This window comes from Deltaproteobacteria bacterium HGW-Deltaproteobacteria-18 (assembly GCA_002841885.1).
In the GTDB taxonomy this organism is placed as follows: Bacteria; Desulfobacterota; Desulfovibrionia; order Desulfovibrionales; family Desulfomicrobiaceae; genus Desulfomicrobium.
Genome location: PHBE01000005.1, coordinates 140,121 through 166,511, shown reverse-complemented (window position 1 = coordinate 166,511; position 26,391 = coordinate 140,121). Strand labels below are relative to the sequence as shown.

Below are 26,391 nucleotides of genomic sequence, written 5' to 3'. Positions count from 1 at the left end.
TTCTACGGTTGAATAGTCGTTAGCACTATGTCTGGACATACCCCTTGCACTACCTCTTAAGGTTGGCAGGGTGTCCGGTCCAATTGGGGGCTACTCCAGGCTCAACCTCTCGTCCACCATAGGTCCCCTCCCAACTCAAGCGGCGTTGGTCCACTTCCTCTTGACCCTTTCTTCACTGGCCAGGGCTGCGCCGGGAAGATCCAGTTCAACCAGCCAACCGGATGGTAACTCAACCCTGACAGACAGACCTTCAGGGCCTACAGCCTCAACCGTCAGGGGCAAGCCCAGGCAGTGCGGTTCTTGGGTGATGGCGTATTCCTCGACAACTTCCAGGGCCTTGGCTGTAAGCAGGAGGGAGTCCAGGCGGGTGGGGTCTATCTCTTGACCCTTCAGTACGCCCAGAGGTGCAAGGAGCTTGGCTACAGTGTCAGCAGGGAGGCCCAGCATGGTGGATAGGCGAGTGACTGCGTAGATGGATGATAGGGACTCTGTGAGGTGATGGCATATGGCTTCGGCGGCAGGGACAGTTCTTTTGATGGTCTTGTCTTCAATCTGGTACATGAATTTAGAGGCTCCTTGTTGTGCGTGTAGCGCGATGTTATGAAGATGAACATGAGACACAAAGAGAAAGGGTTACTCTATGTCTATGTTCCTTCATCTCGTCAACAAGAAGTCCTGACACGATACTGGCAGATCATCCGGTGGATCAAATTACTACTGCGTCTACCATTCAGCAGGTCCGGCGTTCGTTCCACCCCTGGCCAGTGTTTGGCCTGGCTGGCTCTAGGTTTCCTCGGGGTTTCTCTGACTGCAAACGCTCCTCATCTTTTTCCTTATTCCGATGGTGACTTCCAGTGAAACAACATTCGACCCAGTGCCTTACCAGAGAGGATGCGGCCTTGAGGTGGCCAGGATTCACCGATCAATACAACGTCTGGCTCACCTGTTGGCTGTCCAACATATCCACGGGAGTCCTTCTGCCCCTTACCACTGACGATGATGGACAAAGAGGCCGTGTCCTCAAGGCCATTGAAGCTGACGTTGATGTCCCCATGCTCTTCCTTTTCACCTGCCGTGATTGGTGTGAAGAGGATCTTCTCCACGGACCTCTGGAGAAGCTGGAAGATCCGCCTACGGGCCGTCAGGCGTTCCTCTCTGGCCGCCAGTAGCTCCTTGGGTATGGCTTCATTGTGTTGGTGTTCCTGCTCTAGGACGTGGGCTGTCCTCTCAATCTCGATAAATTGTTTGAGAGCGTCCCACGCTTCCCCGTAAGCCTTCCCTGCCCCGGTAAGCCTCTCCTGCTCCTCCGAGATCTTGAACCGAAGGTCCGCCACGTCCTTGGATAGTTCGCCCTTCTGTTGCTCCAAGGTGTCCAGGCGGTCCAGCATGGTGACGCTGTCGGGGCGTTCAAGGAGGATGTCAGCCAGCTTTTCGAGCTTTGCCCCTACGTCCGTCAAGGCCTGTTCCTTGGTGGCCAGGAGGCCTTCAAGCCTGCTCAGTTCCTCCTTGCCCTTGGCGTAGAGGGAAGGGAACAACTCACGAAAATCAAGTTCCAGTAGGTTCAGCAGGATATGTGCTTGAGCCTCCGGATACTTCCAGCGGGGAGAGGTACAACCCAGCCTCCTCTTGGCGTGGGAGCATATGAGGTAACTTCCTCCCTTTGGTCGTGGTCCTTTATCCTCAAAGTGCATGGGGCCACCACAGACGCCGCACCGGGCAAGGCCACTGAACAGGTTTGAATACTTGGTCGCAACCTTCCCGGCGGGAATCTTCCGGCCCCTTCTGATGTGTTGAACCTTGGCGAAGATGCCGGGGTCAACGATGGCGGGGAAGTAGTTGTCCAGGGGTTCCCCTATGGGCTGTCGTCTTCTCCTTCCATCCTCTGGTGATTCAACCATCTTGTGGGGCTGATGCCGACCAATCACGGCTTCACTGTCCAGGACCTTGGCCACATATGAATCATGCCACCCGACACCTTTACCCCGGTCAGACCTGAAGGAAGGGACTCCCTCGGAGTTTAGGACATTGGCTATGGCTCTCCTCCCCATGCCGTCGATGGTCATGGAAAATATTCTACGGATGATCTCGGCTCGTTCCTCGTTGATTTCGAAGGCTCCCGCTTGTTTGTTCACGGTCAACCACTCCGGACACCGGGAAGTAATAGGCCTGATCTTACCTCCGGTGTTCTCAGCCTCCAGGGTGGCCGTTCTTCGCTTCTGGTCCCAGGCAGCGGCCAGCCTTTTGGACTTGGTGAGGGACTCCTCATGCGCCCTTTGCATGGATACAAGGGAGAGCATGAGGTCTGAGAAGACAAGATCCCCAGCTCCTGCGGAATAGGTTTTTCCATCGTGAAGGGTGATTATGTTGACACCCCTATCAAGAATGTCTGAGAAGCGTTTAAAGGCCTTGTAAGGGGTCTGCCTGGACAGGCGGTCCAAGCTCTCAACCAGCAGGTATGAACCCGGCTTCACTCTGTTTTGGTCTACGGCATCAAGGAATGAACCCAAGGCTCCGTCCTCTACGTTGCGTCCACGGAAGGCAGATACTCCAAGATCATGGAAAGAAAGTGACTCATCAAGTTCAAGCCCGTTCTCATCAGCATATCGGCGGCTGGCCTCTGCCTGTCTCCGGAAGCTGTCACCCTTCATCTGGTCCGGAGTTGAAAAGCGGACGTAGCTGTAAGCCTTGGCCCTGGGTGTTCCCGTGGTTTGGTTCATCATCTTGTGGTCTTTCTCCTTCAAGAAAACAGTCAGTGAGTAGGCTGTCATCTTGTCAGAAAAAGCTGGGGTATTCAAGACACAACATGCTTTTCATCGGCCCTCCCGGCAGTGGCAAGACCATGCTCTCAAGCCGCATCCCGACCGTCCTGCCGCCGCTCGGTTTTGACGAGGCCCTGGAAGTCACCAAGGTTTATTCCGTGGCCGGCAAGCTGCCCCCGGACCAGCCGCTGGTGGTGACCCGTCCCTTCAGATCTCCGCATCACACCATTTCCGACGCGGGCCTTATCGGCGGTGGACAATATCCGCGTCCCGGAGAGCTGTCCCTGGCCCATCGGGGCGTGCTTTTTCTGGACGAACTCCCGGAATTCAAGAAGCATGTCCTTGAAGTCCTGCGCCAGCCCCTGGAAGAGGGCCGCGTGACCATTTCACGCGCTGCGGTATCTCTTGAATATCCCGGCGACGTCATGCTCGTTGCGGCCATGAACCCGTGCCCCTGCGGTTATCTGGGCGATGAGAAACATCACTGTTCGTGTACGCCCATACAGATCCAGCGCTACCGCTCCCGCCTGTCGGGTCCGCTTTTGGACCGCATCGACCTGCATGTCGAGGTTCCGGCCGTGCCGTATCGCGACCTGAAGCAGGAGCAGGGCAGCATCAGCTCCGCCGTCATGCAGGAGCGCATCAACGTCGCCCGCCAGGTGCAGCGGGAGCGTTACGCGGGCCTGCACTTTTCCTCGAATTCGGAGCTTACGGGCAAATGGCTGGAGCGCTTCTGTCCCTTGACCGAGAGCGAGCACAATTTTCTGGAAGGCGCGGTGCAGCGTCTTGGCATGTCGGCGCGGGCCTTTGTACGGGTGCTGCGCATTTCCCGCACCATCGCCGATCTGGCCGGAGATCAGGATCTCTCGACCGCACATCTGGCCGAAGCCATCAATTACCGGGGCCTTGATCGCCAGAGCCGGGAGTGAGCCCCGAGGGGTTTTCCCGGCCCGCTGTTATTTATCGACCAAATTGCCTTCGCGGAATGACTTGTACGTCAAGACCGGTATGTGCTCGCCGTTAAGTTTAACGATGTATTTCCTGTAAACTTCGCCTTCCTTGACAATAATGCGGCACTGCCTTTTACCGCCTGGAAAAGCGAGGCACATCCTTCCGTCATTGCGGACTTCCCATGTGCCGGTTCTTTTTTCGCCGTTCTGCAACTGTCGCAGTTCCCCGTTCGGATTGTAATAGCTCAGACTGATGCGGCCGGACTTGTCGAGCACTGACTCCACGGTTTTTCCCGCAAACAGTTTGGTGACATCGGTCGCATTCAATGTGCCTGGTGGCAGATGGGCGGCTTTTTCTCCGCGCATGCCTTTGCCAGCGCATCCTCCGATCAGGGCTACGAAAAGCAGTGAAGTCATGAGAGCTTTGAGGATTTTCATATGATCTCCATGGTTAAAGCGTTCTGGCACATTTCAAGAAAGCTTTCCGAACAGATACTGAAATACGTCTTCTGCGAACGGAGGATGAGAGAGGTAGCTTTCAAAGGCGTGATTGGCATTCGGCACCGACTCTAAGTGGAACTCCGCCGGGATGTGAAAGGATCTGGCCAGCGCACGCATTGCTCCGACCCATCGTTCGCCGCGTTCTACGCGGTTGAGCCCTTGGCATGCGTCGATGCGGCGCGATTTGTTCAGGTCATCGTCACGGACATCGTCCTCTCCACCAACCAGGACGAGGGTCGCGAGTTTTAGGAATTTCGCGGGTGAAAATGTGAGCCCTCGCCATTTGGGGCTGGAGCGAAGCCCCAGGGGATATCTCTTTTCGGGGTCCGGGAATGTGTACCAGCCTGGTGCAGCCAGTACCATCCTGGCAACGCGTTCAGGATGGAGCATGGCGTAGCGGTGTGTGAACTGTCCCCCGCCCGAGAAGCCGAAGATATGCAGAGGGATGGGGTTGATTTCAAGCCAGGACGCAGCGTTTTCGAGCATGAGATCCAGGGCTTCGTCGGCCCGTGCCTCCGAGGCTGAAACTCCAAGGCGCTGGTACGACGGCTGCGTCTCTTCGGAAAACAGAGGCGCGAGCATGATCGCCCCGTATTGTTCAGCTTGGGCGACGAAACCCGCAAGATGCTGTTCGGCGTTGCGCGAGATGCCGTGAATGGTGACAAAGACACGGCCGTGACGCTGTCCCTGCCTGGGAACGTACGCAAAATACTTTGCGGGGAAAGGGTCATGAATCGTCCGCTTCAGGATGATGCCGGGTGTGATCTGTTGCTGCATGTCTGTCCTTCGATGAATTCAGTTTGCAATGTTGCGAGTCTCGTCAGACCCGGTCAGCTCTGCCCTTTCGGTGCGTTCGGTCGTCCGGACCAGCCGCCCTTTTTCCAGGTGCCAGCAGGAATCGGCGCGCGCAATCTGCTTTGGGGACCACGTTGTCATGATGATGGTCCCGGGATACTCATCCACGATCCTGGAGAGGATCCTTTCGGCTTGTGAGTCGAGGTTGGCATCGGCCTCGTCAAGAATCAGCACTGGCGGATGGCCGAGGATGGCCCTGGCCAGGGCGAGCCGATGGCGCTGGCCAAGCGACAGGTTCAATCCACCCTCTTGCAGACGGTACGCCTCTCCGCCTGGCAGGGAGTCGAGGATTTCGTCGAGGCAGCAGAGGGCTCGCACTCTGGCGACTTCGGACTCGTCGCACCTTGGTTGGCGGTAGCGCAGGTTGAAGCGCACCGAGCCGCGCAGCAATGGGAGGTCGGGGCTAACGATACCGACGGCATTGCGGACCGAGGTCAGGTTGCATTTGCTGATATCCTGGCCGTCGATCAGGATTCTTCCCTTTGTGAGGTCGATCAGGCGGGCGGCTGCCTGCAGCAGAGTAGATTTGCCTGACCCGTTGGGACCAATCAGCGCAACCCGTGAGCCGCCTTTGGCCGTAACCGAGATGTTATCCAAAATCCCTTGCAGGGAGGCTTCTTCAAAGACGACCGTTCCATCTTTGACGACCAGGTCCGGCAAGGAGGAAGCGCGTCCGCGCATGGTTTTGGTTTTCAAGAATACCACTATTTTTTCTTCGGACACACGTGCGCTTTGAAGATACTCATGCACACGGCCAAAATCTCGGAACGCATTGGAGATCATGCCAACCACGGCCATAGCCCCGACGACATTGCCGGGGGTGGTCATGCCCAAAGATGCTTCCAGCGCGCCCAGGGAGAGAAGAAGGCCCATGGAGACCGCGGTAGACCCGTCGGTTACGATGCGCATCAGGCTGGTGATCCGTGCCCGGGAGATCATCGCGTTCTTGAGGAGCACGCTGTGGCGCTGGAATTTCCTTCGTTCCCGGCCGGTCTGATTGAAAACCTGGATGACGCTGAGGGTTCGGATCTTTTCGTTGATGTTTCTGGCCAGCAAGCCCCTCTGTCGACGGGACGCGTTGATGGCGCGCTGCATACGGGGCCCGAGCAGGAGGTTGCCCCCCAGGCCGAGCAGCAGGATGGACAGGGACGCGACGGCCAGGGATACGTCGATATAGGCGAGAACGCCGGTAGCAAGTGCCACGACGATGGATGCGACCGCGATACGGGCAAGGCCTCGGCTGACCCAGATCCGCAGGGCCGACAGGTCTCCGACAAAGCGTAGCAGAATGCCCCCGGAGCTGCGTTTGCTCACGGTGCGGGGGGGGAATTTGCTCATTTGGTTGAAGAGCGTCATGCGAACCCGGTGAATATAGTGCTGACCCAGACGTTCGGCGTCGATGAGTTCGACCATACGCAGAAGCGCTCCGAGGACGGTGCAGAACAAAAGGCCGGCGGCGAAGAGTCCAATGGCCGCGGTCCCCTCCAGTCCGAAGAGGGAGCCGCCGGAACCCGATGCGAGCAGGTTGTTGAAGGCATCACGCACCAGGAACATGGTGCCGATGACCATGGCCGCTTGCAGGATGCCGTTGAGGACAAGGCGCAGTAAAATCAGGCTCCCGTTGCGATCGAAGATAGGGGGCAGGGTTCGCATCCTGTTCAGCCTCCGTTCGGGAAGAATCCGTATGGAAGCAGGTCTGCGCCCGAGCACGCCTGGAGTTCAGAGCAGCGTAGCCGCTCCCGGCGGCGGTGGCGGAGGCAATCATGAATAAGTGAAGCCACGGCAGGTTTGGCCAGGCTCAAGGTCTTGAAGACCGGCAGGCCCGTGGCGCAGGCCGCTTCCCGGATAGCCAGCGGTGAGGACGTCAGCACGCCGGTGGTGGCGATAACTGGTAGCTGCCTTGCGGCCAGCCATGTAACACCGGCTTGGGCTCCGAGAGCGTCGTTTGCGGTGAAGATCACTCCGTCTATCCAGTTCATGAATTCGGGAATCTGGAAAAGGCGCGATGTTTCGCGCTGCAGGAGTCCGTCGGCGACTTCCAGGACGATGACTTTTGGATTTGCTGCGGCCAGGTGCCCTCCGATAGTCATGACGATGTTGACCAGATCATGACGCTCAAGCCGGTATGTCGATACATATCCGGCATCGAGGAAGTCGTAGACCGGGTCGGCCCCGGCATCCACCAGGGCGCGATAGTCCGAGCCCGCCCCTGTGCCGGTGATCTTGGCTGCGGCCACGCGCAGGCCGCGCCGCGCGAACCCCTTGACGAGGCTGGCGCAGGCAGTTGTCTTGCCGGAGTTCATGGAGGTGCCGGCGATGACCACCACCAGAGGAGTCCGGCTGATTGCCGCAGGTTTTGGCAGACAGAAACCGGAAAGGTTGATCGGGTTGCCATTCGCATCTGCCAACAGTCCTAGAGGTTTGATCCGAGTTGGCCGCTTCATTTTTGTATGCTGGTTGAGCATTCTTGCGGCGACCCCTCCTGCGGCCACCAGATGGCAGGTGGAGAGCTTGTCGGGAACCATGGCTTCGAATTGATCGGGAGCATAGCGGTTGCCGAAAACCACCGCGATCTCGTCGCCCTCAAACATTTCGGCCCTTCGGCTTGTCGTGAGTTCAAGTCGTGGATGCTGTCCGATTCTCTCGACTTGTGCCAGCAGGAGGTCACCAGCCGTTGGCTGGACGATTCCCGAAACCAGGGTCTGCACTATGGCTGATTCGACGTTTCGGGTCGTATACGCCCACTTGATACGCTTTTTGCGAGCGTCTTCGAGAGGTTGGCAATTCATGAACACCTCATCTGTCGTCGATTTGTCGGAAATGCAGAAGCCCATATTCTTAGGCAACAGATCGGGACTTCTGCGGCAATGGTTGCGTTTAGCTGGCGGTCCGATAATTATATAACCCTTGAGATTATCTAAAGCCAGAAAAAAGCGCATTGGCTTTTTTGACAGTCAGATTGATTCAGGCGCACGCTTCCCGTTTCAGAAAATGGCGTTCTTCCGGGTTGTCACTACGTAGGAGGACGTTGTAGGCTTACAGGGAACTTCAGCAGGAGCTAACCATGACTTCAATTTTTGACGATCGAGCCTATCGCGGCACCCTGAACCGCAGGGATTTCATCAAGCTTGCCGCCCTGGCCACCGTGTCCACGGCCGTGGCGGGCTGCGCGGCAAACCCCGTGACCGGGCAAAGCCAGCTCATGCTCATGGGAGAGGGCGAGGAAATCCAGATCGACAAGGTCAACGCGCCTCACCAGTTTTCAGCCGACTACGGCGTGAGTCAGGATGCAGCCCTGAACGGTTATGTCGGCGGCGTGGGGGCCCGTCTGGCTCGGGTCACGCATCGCTCGCACATGCCCTACAGGTTCAACGTGGTGAACGCGACCTACGTCAACGCCTATGCCTTTCCCGGAGGAAGCATCGCCATTACGCGTGGCATCCTGGCCGAACTGGACAACGAAGCCGAGCTGGCCGGTCTGATCGGCCATGAACTCGGGCACGTCAACGCAAGGCATACGGCGGCACGCATGTCCAAGAGCAAGATTCTCGGCGCGTTGGTCGGTGGCGCTTCGCTCATCGCGGGGTCGGCCAGCCAGAGTCTTGGCAATCTGGCCGGGACCGTGGGCGGCCTCGGCGCAAGTCTTTTTCTGGCCAAGTACAGCCGCGAGGATGAGCGGCAGGCCGACGATCTGGGCATGGAATACATGGTCGGGGCCGGGTATTCTCCCCAGGGCATGGTCGGGCTCATGGACGTGCTGCGCTCCATGGGCAGGAGCCAGCCCAGCGCCATAGAAGCCATGTTCTCGTCGCACCCCATGAGCACCGAGCGCTACGACACCGCCGTGGCCCGCGCGCGCACCCGTTTCGGGGGGAGCCAGAATCTTCCGGTCTACAGGGAGCGTTACATGGATTCCACGGCCCGGCTGCGCAAGCTCGCCCCCATGTTCAAGCGCTTTCAGGAAGGCGACAAGGCCATGGGCGCCAGGGAATATGCCGTCGCACAAGGGTTGTACAGCGACGGGCTCAAGCTTTCTCCAAATGACTACGCGGGCCTTGTCATGATGTCCAAGTGCCTGATTGCCCAAAAAAAGGGAAAAGCCGCGGCGGATTATGCGGACAGGGCGAGACGGGTCTATCCCACCGAGGCTCAAGCCCAGCACCTGCATGGTGTGGCCTCAATCTTGGACAAGGATTACGCAAGCGCCCTGGCGGATTTTTCATCCTATGAGCGGCTCCTGCCCGGCAATCCGACGACGGTTTTCATGAAGGGATTTTCTTACGAGGGCATGAAGAACAAACAAAGTGCCGCCCAGGAATACCATCGCTACCTGAAGGTAGTGACCCAGGGCGAAATGGCCCAGCACGCCTATTCCAGGCTCAAGACCTGGGGATACCTGTAAATCTGACGGCACACTGCGAAAGAGGCCATTCGGGAACGGGTGGCCTCTTTGTTCGAGGAATTTATGAAAATGAAGATATTGGTTTTGGCGGTTCTGTTTGCGAGCCTTTTCTGTACGGGAAATCCGGGCAGAGCCGAGGAGGCGCAGCCTGTTTCCGAGAGCGTGACGGTGCTCTCCTCTTTTTTTCAAACCAAGGCCAAGGAAATTGACAGTCTGCAACGGGACGTGGATCTGCTGCAGGCGGAACTGGACAGGCAGGAGGCGGGATTCAAGGCCGCCATCGAAACCGCTCAAACGCGCTTGCAGACCATTGAGGTCATGGCGCGCATGGTCAAGACGAACCCTTACGACATGCGCGTGGCCCTGGCCGAGGCCACATATCTGCAATTGACCCTGGCCAAGGAGTCGCAGCCCTTGGAGGCGCTGGTCAAAGAGGTGCGGGCAAAAGCGGTCACGGTCGCGACCCTGCAGGAGGATCTGGATCGTAAATGGGCGACCGGTCTTGACAAGGTCGTGCGGGATGATGTGCAGGCCATGCGCAAGAATGTCACTGCCGTGGGCCGAAAAGTGACGGATGTACAGGACCGTGCGGAGAAGCTGCAGACCCAGATGGTTGAAATCCAGGCCCGCGCTGGCGAGTGGGTTAGCAATTTTCAGACGCAGCTTCCACTTATTTGGAAAGCGGAATTTCTGGACGCCAAGGAATTTCGTTTGTTGCCTGCAACAGGGATGGACGTCCGCAAGGATCTCGGGGACTGGTTTTCAAACTTGAAAATTTTGTTCGTCAGCCAGTATTCCAACGTGGCCCAGGAGCGCGGAGACTGGATCGGGATGCTTGTGCTGTTCTGGTTGCCCTTCATTTTCATCGGTTTTGCCGCCTACAGATTTTTGGAGCGCGTATTTCAGAATGCGTACGCCGGCGGACGCTTGACTTCGGCTTTCGGTATCCTCTGCCTGTCTCTTGCGCTGTCGCTGCTCGCTGCGTTCCTGTCCGGTCAGGTCAAGCAGACATCCCTGCTTCTGGCCGCCACGCACGTGCTCATGCTGATGGGCGTGCAGGCCTTGGCCTGGGTTTTCCGCAACGTGCGCGGAAGGTTGGAACATAAGAGTTTGCAGCCGTTGCTGCCGCTGGTCTTTTTGTCCATCAGTGTGGCGGTCCTGGATCTGTTACGCCTGCCGCAATGGATGGAACACCTCGCCTGGGTGGGACTTGTGGTTCTGAGCAGTCTTTTCTTTGGCATGATCCAGCCCGCTCTGCGTTACGAGCGTCTCATCCGCAGGCTGCATCCCTTTGCGATGGCCCTCCTGGTGGCCGCGGCCGTGCTCGGTTGGGGGAATCTGGCCGTGCTGGCCAGCTCATTGTGGGGCGTTCTGGCCTTGGCCTTACAATTGGGGATCGGAGCGTCGAGCGTGGTGCGGGTGGTGTTCGAAAAACTCGACAAGAGCGGTTTCAGGGCTCTCGTGGCGGATTTGGCCGTGACCTTCCTGACGCTTCTGGTCTGGCTGGTCGTGGTGCTCGGGATCCTGACCTGGGTCTCGATCAACCTCGGCACCAACGTGGTTTATGAAAAGCTGTCGACACTGGAATTGAACTGGGGTGATTTCTCCTTCAACTTCCTGCGTCTTGGTGTTGTCCTCCTGCTGTTTCAGGTCGTCCGCTCCCTGGCCCTGGCCTGGAAAACGGTCCTGGACAGCGAAAATCTGCGCTGGAAAAATATCGATCACGGTGCGGCGGCGTCGCTCCAGCGCATCGGCATCTATTGCCTGTGGTTGCTCTTTGGCCTGTTCAGCGTGAACCTGCTCGGCATCAGCCTGACCAACTTCGCGGTCATCGCCGGTGGTCTTTCGGTGGGCATCGGTTTCGGCATGCAGACTATCATCAGCAACTTCATAAGCGGCCTTATTCTTCTCTTTGACCGCGCCATCCAGCCCGGCGACATCATCGAGGTGAACGGGATCTGGGCCAGGGTCATGAGCGTCAACATCCGCAACACCGAGGTCCAGACCTTCGACAATGCCAAGATCTTCCTGCCCAATTCGAGCCTCATCGCCAACCAGGTCACCAACTGGACGCATCGCAACGATGTGCGCATCCGTCGGGATGTGCTTGTGGGTGTGGCCTACGGGTCTGATGTGCAGCTGGTCAAAAAGCTCCTGCTGGAGGCTGCCGATGAGAATCCTGCAATTCTGACAAGTCCCGAGCCGTGGGTCATCTTTAACGACTTCGGAGCCAGTTCCCTGGACTTCATTCTGCGCTTCTGGGTGCGGCACGTTGACTTTGCGCTCTCCTCAAGTTCGGAGATTCGCGAGGCCATCGATATCAAGTTTCGTGAACACGGCGTGGAGATTCCCTTCCCGCAGATGGACGTGCATATGCGTCCCGGTGACGGGACCATCGAGGTCAAATCCAAGGCATGACCCGCCCCTGACAACCAAAACAAAGGGCCGTTCTTCCTCCCGAAGAGCGGCCCTTTGTTTTGTCCGCTTTTCAGCGACTGGCGATTTCTGTTCATAAAAGCGTCTGATCGTAAAAGAGCATTTTTAGAACAAAGCGGCCAATGATAGACAGCCTTTGAACAGGATACGAACAAATTTAGTGACAGAACAATTCTTGGTACGAAGAGGGTGTAGGTTTGTTTATAATTAAGATAACATGATTAATTATAACATTAATTTAAGAATATATTTTTTTTTGTAATCTACGTGCGCTGCATGAATGTTCAAAAATATTTCCGCGAGTGTCGTTCCAAGCTGATTTGGAAGTTATGAACATCAAGGGAACAGCGTGGAGCACAATGAGTCGCCAGGAGAGATTCTCATTGTGCACGCTGTTCGCAAGTAGAGCAATTGCTTGAAATAAAAGAAGTAGTTGTGGACATCCCCGAGATGGCGGGGCGTGGGGTTCGACAGAGATGCTTGTGGGGTGGTCTGGGTGAAAGGGTGTGTAGATTTGTTCTTATTGGCGATAACTGTAAGAAATTATGTGGCTATTTTATGAACAGTCTCGTCATTTCGCCACGTGAAAGTGAAGCGGCAGCAGGAGTTTCCTTGCATTATGGTTTGGGAGCGATGCATGTGCAGGCAGGGGCTGTAACCCTTCGCAAAGGGCTCGTCCCGGGCGCAGGACAGCAGGAATCCCAGCTTCGGCTCAAGGTTCATTTCCGCATAGACGCGGGCGTAGGCGCAGCCTTTGACGACAAAGTCCAGAGTGTCGCCGCTCAATTTTACATCTTCGATGACAAGAGCGTTGTCCTCCTGCCACCGCTCAAGAACCGTGGCAAAATGTTTCAGATTCGGACCGCCGGGAGCCTTGCGGGCAAATGCCTGCCCGGCGGCCATGGCGTCGGCCTGGATGGCTTCGGTCAGAACTTTTCCGGCCAGCGCGGAGTCGACATTTTCTTTCAGGGAATTGAATATTCGGGCGGCAAGCCCGGCCTGGGCCGTGCGGGCGGAGATCATGCTCATGGGGCCTCTTTGCTTTCAGTGGACTCTTAAGGTACTGGGCGGGGCATGTTCGCAATGGATATTCCCACGTGTTTTCGGGAGCGCGATTTCCCCGTCCAGGTCCCGGTGTTGGGGGATCTTGACGACCCCGAGCTGGACGAGTCCGGCCGCAGGGCCCTGCTCTGCCGGACCTGCGGCCAGCCTGTAACCCGCGTTCGGGACCGGATTGCAGTGGGAGGCAAGCATGTTCACGCCCTGTTCAACCCTTCGGGCATCCTCTTTGAAGTTGGCTGCTTCGCCACTGCGCCTGGATGCCGATTCGAAGGTTCATTCACGCATGATTTCAGCTGGTTTGCGGGTTATGCATGGCGCTTTGCCATGTGCCGCCGGTGCGCCGTCCATCTCGGCTGGGAATATCTCGGTGCGGGGGACGGGTTTGCGGGCCTGATCATGGCCGAACTGCGCGAGTCCGGTTCATGACTTGTCTTTGTCCTTGGGCTGCCAACTGCAGCTCTTCGATGCCGGTCCTCAGCCGTGAATGCCGATTTTGGGGAACACGACCTTGATCAAAACCACCCATATGCCGACCAGAAGCAGCAGATACAAAATACTTTCCATATCATCCTCCTTGAGATTGCGCTCCGAACTCACTTCATGCGCACGCCAGAGGTTGGCGTCAACTCGTGTGATTAAAATCACGGCATGAGCATGGCAAATCCATTTCATGTTTCGGATTCGTCCGGACTGGTCGACGCGCACTGCCACCTGCAGGACGGTTTTTTGCGTCACGCTCTGGAACCGGCCCTGATACGGGCCCGCGCCGCCGGGATCCGCATGATGTGCTGCAACGGCACCCATGAGGGGGATTGGGATTACGTGCTGGGTCTTGGCCGCAGCCATGCGGATATCTGCGTTTCGCTTGGGCTGCACCCTTGGTATGTGAGCGAGCGCGGGTCGGCCTGGCTGGCGCGCCTTGAGGAGCTGGTGGCGGGCGAGCCCGTCGGCATCGGCGAGATAGGGCTGGACAATGCCCTGGAGAGGCGCAACGACGATGAACAGGAAGAGGTTTTTCTGGCCCAGATGGAACTGGCCGTACGTTATGAGCGGCCTGTGACGGTGCATTGCCGCAAGGCCTTCGGGCGGCTGGCGGATTTGGTCGGAGCCATGAAAGAGCGCCCACCTTTCATGATGCTGCACGCCTATGCCGGATCCCATGAGATGGTCCCGGTGTTCGAGAAGCTGGGGTTCCATATCTCCATCTGCGCATCCATCACCAGGACCGCCAACCGCAAGGCGCGCACGGCCTGCGTGAGGGTCTCTCCCGAAAGACTGCTGGTCGAGTCCGACAGCCCGGCCATCGCTCCGGTCGGGGTGGACTTCGAACGCAATGAACCGGCGTATTTGCCCATGGTGGTGGAGGCGCTGGCGGAATTGCGCGGGGAGAGGCCGGAGGAGGTTGCGGCGCGGACGGCGGCCAATGCGAGGAAATTCTTTCGGTGTTGCGGGAATAAATGAGAAAGAGGGGTTCGTGGCAGCGCGTCGGCCTGCCGGTCGGGTTCGGCCGCGTCGGCTCGAAACTCCTTCGCGGGCCTCGTAGAGACGGATCATCGCTGCTTCGAACAGAATTCTGCACTTCGGGCGGGGGGCGATGATCCGTCAAACGATGCCTGGCTCAGTCAGACAGTCGATCCGCCGCGGCCGAACCCGAACGGCAGGCCTTGGAGTGCATTACCAATCCGTCATCGCGAGCGCAGCGTGGCGATCCATCTTCGTTTCGATCCTGAGGGTGAAGAACAGGAATACAATCCGTTATGGAGGATGAACAATGATGCAATTCGCCCGGACCATGCAGCTCATCGGCGAGGACGGTCTGGCCCGGCTGCAGGGGGGGACAGTGGCCGTGTTCGGTCTGGGGGCCGTGGGGTCTTACGTGGTCGAGGCCCTGGCCCGGGCAGGGGTGGGGAATCTTGTGCTTTTCGATCACGACACCGTGGGCCTGTCCAATATCAACCGGCAACTCTTTGCCCTGCACTCGACCGTTGGCAGGTACAAGGCGGATGTGGCGCGGGAGCGGGTGCTGGACATAAATCCCGCTTGCCGCGTGGAGGAGCGCATCCAGTTCGTGGATGGCGACAACGTGGCCGGGCTCATGGAGCCGCGCTTCGACGTGGTCGTGGACGCCATCGACGGGGTCAACTCCAAGGTCAATCTCATCGTGGCGGCACGCGAGGCCGGCCTGCCCGTGGTGGCAAGCATGGGCGCGGCGGCCAAGCTGGACCCCTCGAAGATCCTGGCTGCTGATATTTCAAAGTCGTTCATGTGCCCCCTGGCCCAGATCATCCGCAAGCGCCTGCGCCGACGGGGTGTGACCACTGGGGTGCGCTGCGTTTTCTCTACCGAGGCGGCGCAGAACAAGAACGCTCCCGTCATCGACGAGGGCCTTGAACAGGGCGTCAGCGGCCGTCCGCGCGCACCTATCGGCTCCATTTCGTACCTGACGGGGATCTTCGGGCTCTACGTGGCCAGTGAAGTTGTGCGCGTCCTGCTTGGCGGGCTGGAGCCCGTCAACGCTGTCGAAGGCGCGAAGGGGGAAGAATGAGAACTCGTCTGGTCTTGCTGTGCATTGCGATGCTGCTGGTCTCCTGCTCCTCCAACCAGGATTGGCGCACGGCCAGCCGCGAACCTGCAGGGATCGCACCCGATCCGGCCCAAACCCCCGAGGCCGTGCTGCTTGTATACGGGGCCGACGCCTGGGGTTGGAGAGGCTGGTTCGCCATCCATACCTGGGTCGCGGCCAAGCGCACCGGGGAGGATTTCTATACGGTATACGACGTGGTCGGCTGGCGGGCTTACAGAGGCAACCCGGTCGTGCGCATCGTCAAGGATGCTCCGGATCGGCACTGGTATGGGGCGAAACCGCGCCTGATCAAGGAGCACCGTGGGCCGGGCGTGGACGAGATGATCGACGCCGTGGACCGCGCCGCCAGAAATTACCCGTGGCCAAAGGAATACAAGGCATTCCCGGGTCCCAACAGCAACACCTTTGTGGCCTGGATCGGCCGGCAGGTGCCCCAGCTGGGCCTGGACCTGCCCTTCTCGGCCATCGGCAGCGGATACGCGGGTTCAAGATGAGCAATGGCTGGCGCCTGGTGCTGCCAAAGATCGTTCTTCAAATATTCATCTTTGTGTGGAAATTTCGTCAATACGTCAGGCTGACAGTAAAAAAAGACCCCGCGATCCAGAGACGCGCGGGGTCGGTTAATGCTGGCGGAATGTTTCAGGCTTTGAGCTTCAATCCGATTTTGGCCAAATGCCTGGCCTGGAAGCGAACGCCTTCAAGATCATTTTCCGAAGGCTGGCGGGAGCCGTCGCCGCCGGCGATGGTGCTTGCCCCGTAGGGCGAACCGCCGGTGATCTCATCGATGCGCATCTGGCCCTGGAAGGCATAGGGCAGACCGACCACCACCATGCCTTGGTGCAGAAGGTAGGTGTGGAAGGACAGGATCGTCGATTCCTGGCCGCCGTGCTGAGTCGCGGTGGACACGAACACGCCGCCGGGTTTTCCGACCAGGGCTCCCTTCATCCACAGCCCGCCGGTCGAATCCAGAAATTGCCTCATCTGGGCGGTCATGTTGCCAAAGCGGGTCGGGGTTCCGAACAGCACGGCATCGGCTTCGGCCAATTCCTCGGCCGTGACCACCGGTACATCGGCCTGGGCCTTGCTCGCTTCCAGCGCTCCCATCTTGCCCAGGATGTCGTCGCTCAACGTCTCGCTCACGCGGCGCAGGGCAACCTCAACTCCGGGAATTTCAAGGGCCGCAGCCGCAGCTGCCTCTGCCATGGTACGGATATGTCCGTAGGTCGAATAATAAATTATCAGCATTTTCATGAGTACTCTCCATGTGTTGTGACCAAGATCGTGCTAAAAGTTGATGATCTTGGTAGGCATTACTATTGGTAATCGTGACGACATGAGTCAAGGCCGATGGGCGAAACGATTCGAAGGGCCCTAGTTTGAAAAGCCATGCACTTACAGGCCCACGTATATGATTTTGAGACGGCAGGATACAGAAAATGAGGATTCGCCGCGTAAAGTGGGCAGTCTGACCCGGATAACTCGGAAATTTTCAGATTTCGGCCAGTGTTCGCTCCCAAACCTTCTGCTGCGCCCTGGTCTGGGGCCAGGTCAGATTGTCCTCGAAGCCGTGGGGCCTGTCGGGGCGGACTGAAATGGTGCGTTCCTCGCCGTGCCGTTCGATGGAAACCTCCACGACATCGTCGTGCTTTCTGGCCTTGGGGGAGAAGGATGCCAGGCAGGCCGCCGCCTCGGCCAGGATCTCCTCCGTCCAGTTAAGTCCGGGAATCGGGACGCCAACGGCGCTGGGGCCGGGGAAGCTTTTGAGTTCGAAGACGTACAGGTCGGGGCTGACCAGCTTCAGGAGCTTCTGGTTATCCTTGTGATCCCGCCCCATGACCATCCAGTGACCGGTGGCCGTGTCCGCTTCCTTGCGCCAAAGCTGGCGACCGACATTGGCCAGATCGAAATATGAGGCAAGGGGTTTGGGGAAGGTGCGCATGATTGGCCAGTAGCGCCGGGCGGATTCCCGTTCTCCCAGACGACATCCGCCAGCCTGGGTCGGGATCTTGGTCACGCCCAGTTCCTTGGCCAGGGCGTATTGGCCCTTGCGTCCCCGTCCGACCAGGGAGGGCAAGCGGGAGCGGTCCACCAGCCCGGATTCTTCCATGGGGGTCACGGGGAGCACTCCGGCGCTCAAGGGCCTCAGCAGCACCTCGCGCACATCGGCTTCGTTGCGGATGATGTTCAGGGTGTCGGCGCGTTGCGACATGGGCCGCTGCCCGAGAACCTCGCCGGAGATTATGTACGATGCGCCATGGACCGGCAGCAGTTCCTTGGCCCGGCGCAGCATGAGGATCTTGCAGTCGACACAGGGGTTCAGGACCTTGCCGAAGCCATGGGGGGGAAACGCGGTCATGAGGTCCACGAACTCCTGTCCCACGTCAATGGCTGTAATGGGGATGCCGTATTCACGTTCCCATGCGGAAATCTGCTCGGGCTTGCCGAAAAAAGGACTGACGAAGTGCAGCCCCAGAACCCTGTGTCCTAGGCTTTGCATCAGCTTGCTGGCCAGGATGCTGTCCAGGCCGCCGGAGAAAAGTGAGAGAGCGTCAAAGGTGTTCATGCTCGTGCTGCTAGCCAAAGCCTCGGAGCGGCGCAAGGATGAAAAATACATGTGAGCCCCCCATTTTCACGCACAGCGCGGGAATTGTACGAATTTCCCGGCCGCCTGAAGAATTGTCTTCCAAAACCATATTTGCTACGAATCACTGCTTGTCCGTTTTTCGGAAACCCCAACTTTCATGGAGCTGCTCATGGCCCGACCAAAAAACGTTTCTCCCGAAGATGCCCGCCGCGAAGCGCTGGAAACCGCGCTCGCAACAATCGAGCGCCGTTACGGCCTGGGCTCGGTCATGCGTCTTTCCGATACATCCCATCAGGTGGTCCCGGTCATTCCCACGGGCTCCATCGGTCTTGATCTGGCTCTTGGCGTGGGCGGCATTCCGCGCGGCAGGGTCACCGAAATTTTCGGGCCGGAATCATCCGGTAAAACCACACAGGCCCTGCATATCATCGCCGAGGCCCAGAAGCGCGGTGGTGTGGCGGCCTTCATTGACGCCGAGCATGCCCTTGATATCAACTATGCCCGCAGGCTCGGGGTCAAGACCGAGGATCTGCTCATTTCGCAGCCCGATTACGGCGAACAGGCTCTGGAGATCGCGGACATGCTGGTCCGCTCCAGCGCAGTGGACGTGGTCGTGGTCGACTCCGTGGCCGCCCTCATCCCCCAGGCCGAACTGGAAGGAAGCATGGGCGAGACCCAGGTCGGCGGGCAGGCCCGGCTCATGTCTCATGCCATGCGCAAGCTGACCGGCACGATCCACAAGTCGCGCACGTCCATCATCTTCATCAACCAGCTGCGCATGAAGATCGGCATGACCGGTTACGGTAGCCCCGAAACCACCACCGGCGGCAACGCGCTGAAGTTCTACGCTTCCGTGCGTCTGGATCTGCGTCGCATCCAGACCCTCAAAGACAAGGAAGAGTCCTACGGCAATCGGGTGAGGGTCAAGGTCGTCAAGAACAAGATGGCTCCACCGTTCCGTGAGGCCGAGTACGACGTGCTGTTCGGCACCGGCATCTCGCGTGTCGGAGAATTGCTCGACCTTGGCGTTGAGCAGGGCATCGTGGACAAGAGCGGTGCCTGGTACGCCTTTGGTTCGGAGCGTCTGGGCCAGGGCAAGGAGAATGTGCGCGCCTTTTTGCAGGACAACGACGATTTGCGCATGCAGATCGAACGGGCCCTGCTTGAGCACTTGGGCATGCCGGTACCGGATGATGTGCCTGCCGTGGCCGCAATGGAATCTGACGAGTAGTTTTTTTTTGAAACATCAAAGGCATGGATTTACCCTGCCGGGCACGCGCCCGCCTTCGCGGGAATGACGAAAGCTCTGTCGCACGAGACTGATGTCATTCCCGGGAAGACGAGAATCCATGCCTTTTTCATACTATACAGGCCCATCGCATAAAGGGCCGCAACGAGGTGGATAACGTGATCAGTGCTGGCGAAATTCGCAAACGGTTTTTGGAATATTTCCGGGAGCACGGACATAGCGTGCAGCCCAGCTCATCCTTGGTGCCCCAGGACGACCCGACTCTTCTGTTCACCAACGCGGGCATGGTCCAGTTCAAGAAAATCTTCCTGGGTCAGGAGAAGCGCGACTACACAAGGGCGGCCACGTCCCAGAAATGTCTGCGCGTTGGCGGCAAGCACAACGATCTTGAAAACGTGGGACGCACGGCCCGTCATCACACCTTCTTCGAGATGCTCGGCAATTTTTCTTTTGGCGATTATTTCAAGGAAGACGCCATCCGTCTGGCCTGGAATTTTGTGACCGTGGAACTTGGCCTGGACAAGGAAAAACTCTTTGTGTCCATCTTCCGCGACGACGATGAGGCGGGAGAACTTTGGCGCAAGGTGGCCGGAGTGCCTGCGGAGCGCATCTTCCGCCTGGGTGAGAAAGACAATTTCTGGGCCATGGGCGACACAGGTCCCTGCGGTCCGTGCTCCGAAATCTATGTGGACCAGGGCGCGGACATGGCCTGCGGCCCGGACTGCGGCATCGGCAAGTGCGACTGCGACAGATACCTTGAAATCTGGAACCTGGTCTTCATGCAGTTCAATCGCTCCGAGGACGGAACCCTGACTCCCCTGCCCAAGCCCAGCATCGACACGGGCATGGGTCTTGAGCGTGTCACGGCCGTTTGCCAGGGCAAGCGCTCCAATTTCGATACAGATCTCTTTCAGGGGCTCATTCAGACCATGGCCAAAAAGGCAGGCGTGGCCTACCATCAGGGCGAGGAATCGGATACGGCGCTGCGCGTCATCGCCGATCACAGCCGTTCCATCGCCTTTCTTCTGGCCGATGGCATGCTGCCCTCCAACGAAGGCCGCGGTTACGTGCTGCGCCGGCTGATCCGTCGCGCCTATCGCTTCGGCAAGCTCCTCGGTTTTGACGAACCCTTCCTGTGCTACACTGCGGATCAGGTCGTGAACGAGATGGGTGGCACTTTTCCGGAGCTCGTCGCAAGCAGGGAGTTCATGGTCCGTGTCGTCCGTCAGGAAGAAGAGCGTTTCGGAGAAACCCTGGACAAGGGCCTGCGCATTCTGGAGGACGAGATGGCCAGCCTCAAGGCGGGTGGCCTTGCGACCATCAGCGGCGAGACGGCTTTCAAGCTCTATGACACCTACGGCTTCCCCCTCGATATCGTTAACGACATCGCCGAAAAGCAGGGCTTCAGTGTTGATGAGGCCGGTTTTCGCGAGCACATGTCCGTGCAGAAGAAGAAATCCAAGCAGGCCTGGGCGGGCTCCGGCGACAAGGGCCTGGCCGGACAGTTCGCGGCCCTCACGGGCGCCGGGCTGGAGTCGGAGTTCATCGGCTACGACTGCCTGGCCGCGACCGGCCGCATTGTCGCCTTGCTGGACGCCGAAGGACAGCCGGTCGAGCGCCTGAACTCCGGCACGGGCTTCATGGTCACCTTGAAGACGCCTTTCTACGGCGAGTCGGGCGGACAGATGGGAGACACGGGCCGTGTACAGGCGCCTACGGGCAGCGCCAGGGTCCTGGACACCCTGAAGCCCGCTGCCGGACTTATTGTGCACAAGATAGAGGTCGGCAGCGGCGAGATCCTGGCCGATCAGGAAGTGGAACTTTTTGTCGAGGAGGGAGAGCGCATTGCCACCGCGCGCAACCACTCCGCCACCCATCTGCTGCACGCGGCCCTGCGCCGGGTGCTGGGCGAACATGTCAAGCAGGCCGGATCCCTGGTCGGCCCGTCACGGCTGCGCTTTGACTTCACGCATATTAGCGGCCTTTCGGCGGAAGAGCTGCAGCAGGTCGAAAATGAGGTCAACCGGGCCATTCTGGCCGACGCGCCCATCGTCACCCAGGTCATGTCCTACGATGCCGCTGTGCATGAGAAGCAGGCCATGGCCCTTTTCGGGGAAAAATACGAGGCCGATGTGCGAGTGGTCGAGATGGCGGGGGAATCCGTGGAACTCTGCGGTGGAACCCACCTGTCTTCCACGGGTCAGGCCGGATCGTTTGCCATCCTGTCCGAGGCGGGCATCGCCGCCGGAGTGCGGCGCATCGAAGCCCTGACCGGTTGGGATGCGCTTCGCCACTGGCAGGCGCAGCGCGAGGAAGTGCGCGCGGCAGCCGCAGCGCTCAAGGCTTCTCCTCATGAACTGGGCAAGAAGATCGCGGCCCTGCAGGATCAGTCCAAGGCGCTCTCGCGGGAGCTGCAGGCCTTGCAGGCCAAGGTCATGTCCGAGAGCGGCAAGGATCTGGCTTCGGAAGCCAAAGACATCGCCGGAATGAAGGTCCTGGCCAGAAAGGTTGACGCTCCGGACATGAACGCACTCAGGAATCTCATGGATGACCTGCGCTCCAAGCTTTCAAGCGGCATCATCGCCCTGGCGGCCGAGATCGACGGCAAGGCTATGCTCGTGCTCGCGGTCAGCAAGGATCTGCACGGACGTTACACGGCTCCGGCGCTCATCAAGGAGGTCTCGGACGAGATCAAGGGTGGCGGCGGCGGACGGCCCGATCTGGCTCAGGCTGGAGGCTCGGAGCCGGAAGGCATCGACCGGGCGCTGGCAAAGCTGGAAGCCTTTTTGTCCAAATAGGAGCAGGAGCCGCCGGAAATGGCGGCTCTTTTTTTGGAGAGCTCGTGGCGCAAGTTGCCCTTGCGAACGCGTCGATCCGCTCCGCGCGGCCTTTGCCGTGTTTTGCAGTGCGTTGCCCGATGCGGTCCGTAGGACTACACCGTCACGCTGATCATGGGATTGATGGTGCGGGTCTGAAAGGCTTGCTGGCTGTAGGCTCCGGCGCCCAGACGTTGCAGATTTGCGTTTTGGGAATAGTTCCCGGCGGGTCTGTATGGAGAAACGTGCTGAGTCAGGTACTGAAGTTCCAGCTCTTGCGCGAAATCCTTGAGGATTTTCGGGGCGGGTTCGTCCAGGGAGATGTTCTGGGTGCTCAGGCTGACGCCGAGCTTGCCGAGTTGCACCGCGACGGTGCGTGTGGATACCCTGGCCAGGAGCATTTCCCGCGACGGTCCGCCATTCAATTTCACGTCGGAGCCAAGGCTCTGACTGGAATATGAACTTAAGGGATCGACGGTCATGTAAAAATCCTTCCTGCACGGGGTTTCGTTTATCCTTATGTTTGCCGAGGTATTTTGACAAGCACGAGAAAAACGCGGCCTTCCCGGTAACTTACATTGCAACCTGGCGGGTTCGGAGCGTGCGCTGCTTGAGGCGCTCGTTGCCCGGGGCCGCAAGCGTCATCCCTGAAGACGTTTCATCGGGTAGTGTCGTCGCAAATATGCAAGCGCCCTACGCCATGGGACCCGGGCTCAATGAACTCCGGAAATCGCGGGAACGCCTGGACTTCTCCAGCTTGTCACTTTCGTATTCTCCCGATACACAACCGGTTCCGGGTATTCGCCCGGAACCGGTTGTTTGCGCTTTGGCGCTTTGTGAATCGTTACCGTTTTTCCGTTGCCCCCGACGGGCAAATTTTAGGATATGTTATGGCTCAATACGTTGGTGTTTCTTTCAGACGCCAGGGACAGATATATTATTTTTTGGCCACGCCTTTCGTCCTCTCCCTGCACGACTGGGTTCTGGTCAAGACGGAGGAAGGGATCGGTTTCGGAGAGATTGTGGCCTTGCGCGACATTCTTCCCGAAGGCCTGGATCTGGAGTCGATCAAGCCGATCTACCGTCCTGCCACGGCCGAAGATGTGGAGATTGGCCGCGAGAACGATGAACTGGCCAGGGACGCCCGCAAATACTGCCAGAAGTCCATGGCGCGCATGAACCTGGACATGAAACTTGTGGACGTCGAGATCTACTTCGACAAGAGCAAGATGATCTTTTACTTCACGGCTCCGGGCCGGGTCGATTTCCGGGAACTGGTCAAGGATCTGGTGCGTAATTACCGCACCCGCATCGAACTGCGCCAGATCGGAGTGCGCCATGAGACGCAGATGATCGGTGCGCTCGGCAACTGCGGGCAGATGTGCTGCTGTCGCCGTTACCTGCGGCGTTTCGAGCCGGTGACAATCAAGATGGCCAAGGATCAGAATCTCTTTTTGAATCCGGCCAAAATTTCCGGGGTTTGCGGCCGCCTGCTGTGCTGTCTGGCCTACGAGAAAGAAAACTATGCGGATTTTCAGCGCCGCGCTCCCAAGCTGGGCCGCCGCTACATGACCACTGAAGGCCCCATGAAAACCTTGCGGGCCAACATGTTTCGAGATTCCGTCAGCGTTCTGAACGAAGTCGGTGATGAGTTGGATTTTTCCCTGTCCGACTGGGCGGCCATGGTCCTGCCGGACCAGCCGCGCATGACCGCTCGTGATGATGCCCCCGAAGAAGTGCCGGCCGAACTGGCCGCGCTCATGGATCCGGAGCTCAGAGACAAGACCACTCGTCCGGACCGCAGACCCAAACCCCCGCGCAGGGATCAGCGTCCCCGTCCTGGTGGAGAGCGTCCTCCCGGACCCAAAACGGATCGCCCTGATCGCTCGGAGCGTCCCGAACGGGCTGATCGCACCGAACGAACAGAACGTCCCGACCGTCCCCCTCGTTCCGACCGTCCTGATCGTGGTCCGTCCCGTTCCAAAAACGATGACGCGCCTGCGGCAGTCGCCGATCGCCCTGAGAGCCGGCCGGAAAGCCGGTCGGAGGGTTCCGACCAGCAGCGCGAACGCAAGGAGTATCGGCCCAGGGACAAGCGGCGCAAGCCAAGTCCCGGGCGCAAGAATCATTCACAAAAGCCCTCCGGGCAGCAATAAATTCCGGCAGACAAGGAGAACCGCTTGAAACCGTTTTTCATATCCACACCCATATATTATGTGAACGCCCGGCCCCATCTGGGGCACGGATATACGACCATTGTCGCCGACAGCGTGAACCGCTTTCATCGTCTCAAGGGTGACGCGACATTTTTTCTGACCGGTACGGACGAGCACGGCGACAAGATTGTGCAGGCCGCCGAGGCGGCCGGCCAGGATCCCAAGACCTATTCCGACACCATCAGTCAGCTCTTCAAGGACCTTTGGCCCGTGCTGGAGGTGACCAACGATCAGTTCATCCGGACCACGGACCTGAAGCACAAGGCCTGCGTGCGGAGCGTATTGCAGACCGTGTTCGACAAGGGGGACATCTACTTCGACGAATACGGGGGGCATTACTGCTTCGGGTGCGAGCGTTTCTACACGGACAAGGAGTTGGTGGACGGCAAGTGTCCAGACCATCAGACCGTGCCTACGTTCATCAAGGAAAAGAACTACTTCTTCCGCATGAGCAAATATCTGGAGCCGCTGCGCGAGCATATCGAGGCCAATCCGGACTTCATCCAGCCCGAGCGCTACCGCAACGAGGTCCTGTCCATGCTCAAGGAGGACCTGGGCGATCTGTGCATTTCCCGGCCGAAAACGCGGCTGACCTGGGGCATCGAGCTGCCCTTTGATTCCGATTTCGTGACTTATGTATGGTTCGACGCGCTCATAAATTATATTTCGGCGCTCGGTTATCCCGACGGCGAGGATTTCCGCAAATACTGGCCCGGGGCGCACCACCTGGTGGCCAAGGACATCCTGAAGCCGCACGCCGTATTCTGGCCGACCATGCTCATGTCGGCGGGGATTCCGCTCTACAAGGGGCTGCGCGTGCACGGCTACTGGACCGTGAACGAGACCAAGATGTCCAAGAGCATTGGCAACGTGGTCGCTCCCCTGGACATGGCCCAGAAATACGGGCTCAGCGCCTTCCGCTATTTTCTGCTGTCGGAGATGAGTTTCGGACAGGATTCCTCGTTCAGCGAGGACGCACTGGTGGGACGTTTCAACGCCGACTTGGCCAATGATCTGGGCAATCTCTTTTCGCGCAGCCTGTCCATGACCCACAAGTATTTTGGAGGGGTGGTCCCTGAATGCGGAGAGCTTCTCGATCTTGACCGGGAAGTGCTCGACCTCGGACACAATGCCATGGCCAATTATCAGAGCCAGTTTGAACACTTCCAGTTTTCAAGGGCGCTCAAATCCCTGTGGGAACTGGTCCGTCACTTGAACAAATACATCGACTCTTCGGCCCCCTGGACCCTTTACAAGAACAAGGACATGAATCGTCTGGGTACGGTCCTGTACGTCATCCTCGAAGGCATGCGAAAGGTGGCCGTGCATCTGTGGCCCGTCATGCCGAGCACCAGCGAGACCATGCTGGCCCAGCTCGGAGTGAAGTTCAGCGTCGAGGGCTCGGATCTCGAATCCGAGATCTCCTCCTGGTTCGGCCTGGCTCCGGGCACGCCCGTTGCGGAGCGCTCCAACCTCTTCCCCCGCCAGGACCTGGAGCAGCGTGATGAGACGGCCGCCGAGCCCAAAAAGGCCAAGCCCGCCAAGGCGCCAAAGCCCGAGGCCAAGATCGAGATGGCCTGCCCGGACTGCATCGAGTTCGAGGATTTCGCCAAGGTCGACCTTCGCGTCGGCACGGTGCTCGAAGCGACCCCGCACCCAGAAGCGGACCGCCTGCTGGTGCTGAAGATCGATACCGCCGAAGAAACGCCCCGGCAGGTCGTGGCCGGTATCGCCGAGTTCTTCAAGCCCGAGGAACTGGTGGGTCGTCAGGTGGTCGTGGTCGCCAATCTCAAACCGCGCAAGCTGCGTGGCCTGGTTTCCCAGGGCATGGTGCTGGCGGTGAAGAAGGAAGGGGGCCTCGCTTTGCTTGGGCCGAGTTCGGAAGTGGCCAACGGAGGCAAGGTCTCCTGATTTTAGGGCTGGATTTGTGAGCTGAAAGGCGGGAATTCATCTCCCCGATTTATCCGACGAGCCCGC

The 26,391-nt window shown here is 58.7% G+C and carries 20 protein-coding genes and 1 pseudogene; 11 read left to right on the top strand and 10 right to left on the bottom strand.

All coding sequences use genetic code 11. The features are described from left to right. Window positions 1-135: 135 nt before the first annotated feature. On the bottom strand, window positions 136-561 hold the full coding sequence (locus tag CVU60_06260; GenBank protein PKN42587.1) for a hypothetical protein: 426 nt from the start codon (window positions 559-561) through the stop codon (window positions 136-138). 272 nt (window positions 562-833) lie between these two features. Then, a complete protein-coding gene (locus CVU60_06255) occupies window positions 834-2,768 on the bottom strand; it encodes a site-specific recombinase (protein PKN42586.1) in 1,935 nt (644 codons plus the stop codon). A gap of 29 nt (window positions 2,769-2,797) precedes the next feature. Here CVU60_06255 and CVU60_06250 point away from each other — a divergent pair. Then, window positions 2,798-3,688 (top strand): annotated as a pseudogene (locus CVU60_06250) (magnesium chelatase). 27 nt (window positions 3,689-3,715) lie between these two features. Here the strand turns inward: CVU60_06250 and CVU60_06245 are convergent. The 4 genes from CVU60_06245 to CVU60_06230 are packed head-to-tail and all read right to left on the bottom strand — an operon-like array spanning window position 3,716 to window position 7,899. Then, window positions 3,716-4,147 (bottom strand): hypothetical protein, encoded by a 432-nt coding sequence (locus tag CVU60_06245; protein ID PKN42585.1) that lies wholly within the window; start codon window positions 4,145-4,147, stop codon window positions 3,716-3,718. Between the two features lie 33 nt (window positions 4,148-4,180). Continuing rightward, window positions 4,181-4,987, bottom strand: coding sequence for a hypothetical protein (locus CVU60_06240; GenBank protein ID PKN42584.1), 807 nt, complete (start codon window positions 4,985-4,987; stop codon window positions 4,181-4,183). Between the two features lie 18 nt (window positions 4,988-5,005). Continuing rightward, entirely contained in the window at window positions 5,006-6,718 is a 1,713-nt protein-coding gene (locus CVU60_06235; GenBank protein ID PKN42583.1) for an ABC transporter ATP-binding protein, read from the bottom strand. Window positions 6,719-6,723: 5 nt separating this feature from the next. Continuing rightward, entirely contained in the window at window positions 6,724-7,899 is a 1,176-nt protein-coding gene (locus tag CVU60_06230) for a DUF1611 domain-containing protein (protein PKN42582.1), read from the bottom strand. 230 nt (window positions 7,900-8,129) lie between these two features. Between CVU60_06230 and CVU60_06225 the strand changes: the two genes are divergently transcribed. Beyond that, entirely contained in the window at window positions 8,130-9,467 is a 1,338-nt protein-coding gene (locus CVU60_06225) for a peptidase M48 Ste24p (protein ID PKN42581.1), read from the top strand. A 63-nt stretch (window positions 9,468-9,530) separates the two neighbouring features. Next, window positions 9,531-11,885 (top strand): hypothetical protein, encoded by a 2,355-nt coding sequence (locus CVU60_06220; GenBank protein ID PKN42580.1) that lies wholly within the window; start codon window positions 9,531-9,533, stop codon window positions 11,883-11,885. A gap of 561 nt (window positions 11,886-12,446) precedes the next feature. On the opposite strand, the gene CVU60_06215 is transcribed toward CVU60_06220, so the two are convergent. After that, entirely contained in the window at window positions 12,447-12,932 is a 486-nt protein-coding gene (locus tag CVU60_06215) for an L-2-amino-thiazoline-4-carboxylic acid hydrolase (protein ID PKN42579.1), read from the bottom strand. 45 nt (window positions 12,933-12,977) lie between these two features. On the opposite strand from CVU60_06215, the gene CVU60_06210 reads away from it, so the two are divergent. From CVU60_06210 to CVU60_06195, 4 genes are all read left to right on the top strand, one after another. Further along, a complete protein-coding gene (locus CVU60_06210; protein PKN42578.1) occupies window positions 12,978-13,391 on the top strand; it encodes a hypothetical protein in 414 nt (137 codons plus the stop codon). Between the two features lie 222 nt (window positions 13,392-13,613). After that, window positions 13,614-14,426, top strand: a complete 813-nt coding sequence (locus CVU60_06205) for a hypothetical protein (GenBank protein ID PKN42577.1) — start codon at window positions 13,614-13,616, stop codon at window positions 14,424-14,426. A 310-nt stretch (window positions 14,427-14,736) separates the two neighbouring features. Next, window positions 14,737-15,510, top strand: coding sequence for a tRNA threonylcarbamoyladenosine dehydratase (locus CVU60_06200; protein PKN42576.1), 774 nt, complete (start codon window positions 14,737-14,739; stop codon window positions 15,508-15,510). Then, entirely contained in the window at window positions 15,507-16,043 is a 537-nt protein-coding gene (locus CVU60_06195; protein ID PKN42575.1) for a DUF3750 domain-containing protein, read from the top strand. The genes CVU60_06200 and CVU60_06195 overlap by 4 nt, the downstream gene beginning before the upstream one ends. 145 nt (window positions 16,044-16,188) lie before the next feature. On the opposite strand, the gene CVU60_06190 is transcribed toward CVU60_06195, so the two are convergent. Together CVU60_06190 and CVU60_06185 are read right to left on the bottom strand one after the other, a co-directional pair. Further along, entirely contained in the window at window positions 16,189-16,800 is a 612-nt protein-coding gene (locus CVU60_06190) for an NAD(P)H:quinone oxidoreductase (GenBank protein PKN42574.1), read from the bottom strand. Between the two features lie 238 nt (window positions 16,801-17,038). Beyond that, window positions 17,039-18,112, bottom strand: a complete 1,074-nt coding sequence (locus CVU60_06185) for a tRNA(5-methylaminomethyl-2-thiouridylate) methyltransferase (GenBank protein ID PKN42593.1) — start codon at window positions 18,110-18,112, stop codon at window positions 17,039-17,041. Window positions 18,113-18,302: 190 nt separating this feature from the next. Between CVU60_06185 and recA the strand changes: the two genes are divergently transcribed. Both recA and CVU60_06175 read left to right on the top strand, forming a co-directional pair. After that, entirely contained in the window at window positions 18,303-19,364 is a 1,062-nt protein-coding gene (recA, locus tag CVU60_06180; GenBank protein ID PKN42573.1) for a recombinase RecA, read from the top strand. 176 nt (window positions 19,365-19,540) lie between these two features. After that, window positions 19,541-22,180, top strand: a complete 2,640-nt coding sequence (locus tag CVU60_06175) for an alanine--tRNA ligase (protein ID PKN42572.1) — start codon at window positions 19,541-19,543, stop codon at window positions 22,178-22,180. A gap of 134 nt (window positions 22,181-22,314) precedes the next feature. On the opposite strand, the gene CVU60_06170 is transcribed toward CVU60_06175, so the two are convergent. After that, window positions 22,315-22,680 carry a hypothetical protein gene (locus tag CVU60_06170; protein ID PKN42571.1) on the bottom strand — a complete coding sequence of 122 codons (366 nt, stop codon included), beginning with the start codon at window positions 22,678-22,680 and terminating at the stop codon, window positions 22,315-22,317. A gap of 408 nt (window positions 22,681-23,088) precedes the next feature. Here CVU60_06170 and CVU60_06165 point away from each other — a divergent pair, with 408 nt between their 5' ends. Both CVU60_06165 and CVU60_06160 read left to right on the top strand, forming a co-directional pair. After that, window positions 23,089-24,354 carry a hypothetical protein gene (locus CVU60_06165; GenBank protein ID PKN42570.1) on the top strand — a complete coding sequence of 422 codons (1,266 nt, stop codon included), beginning with the start codon at window positions 23,089-23,091 and terminating at the stop codon, window positions 24,352-24,354. 24 nt (window positions 24,355-24,378) lie between these two features. After that, window positions 24,379-26,325, top strand: a complete 1,947-nt coding sequence (locus CVU60_06160) for a methionine--tRNA ligase (protein ID PKN42569.1) — start codon at window positions 24,379-24,381, stop codon at window positions 26,323-26,325. The last annotated feature ends 66 nt before the right edge of the window (window positions 26,326-26,391 follow it).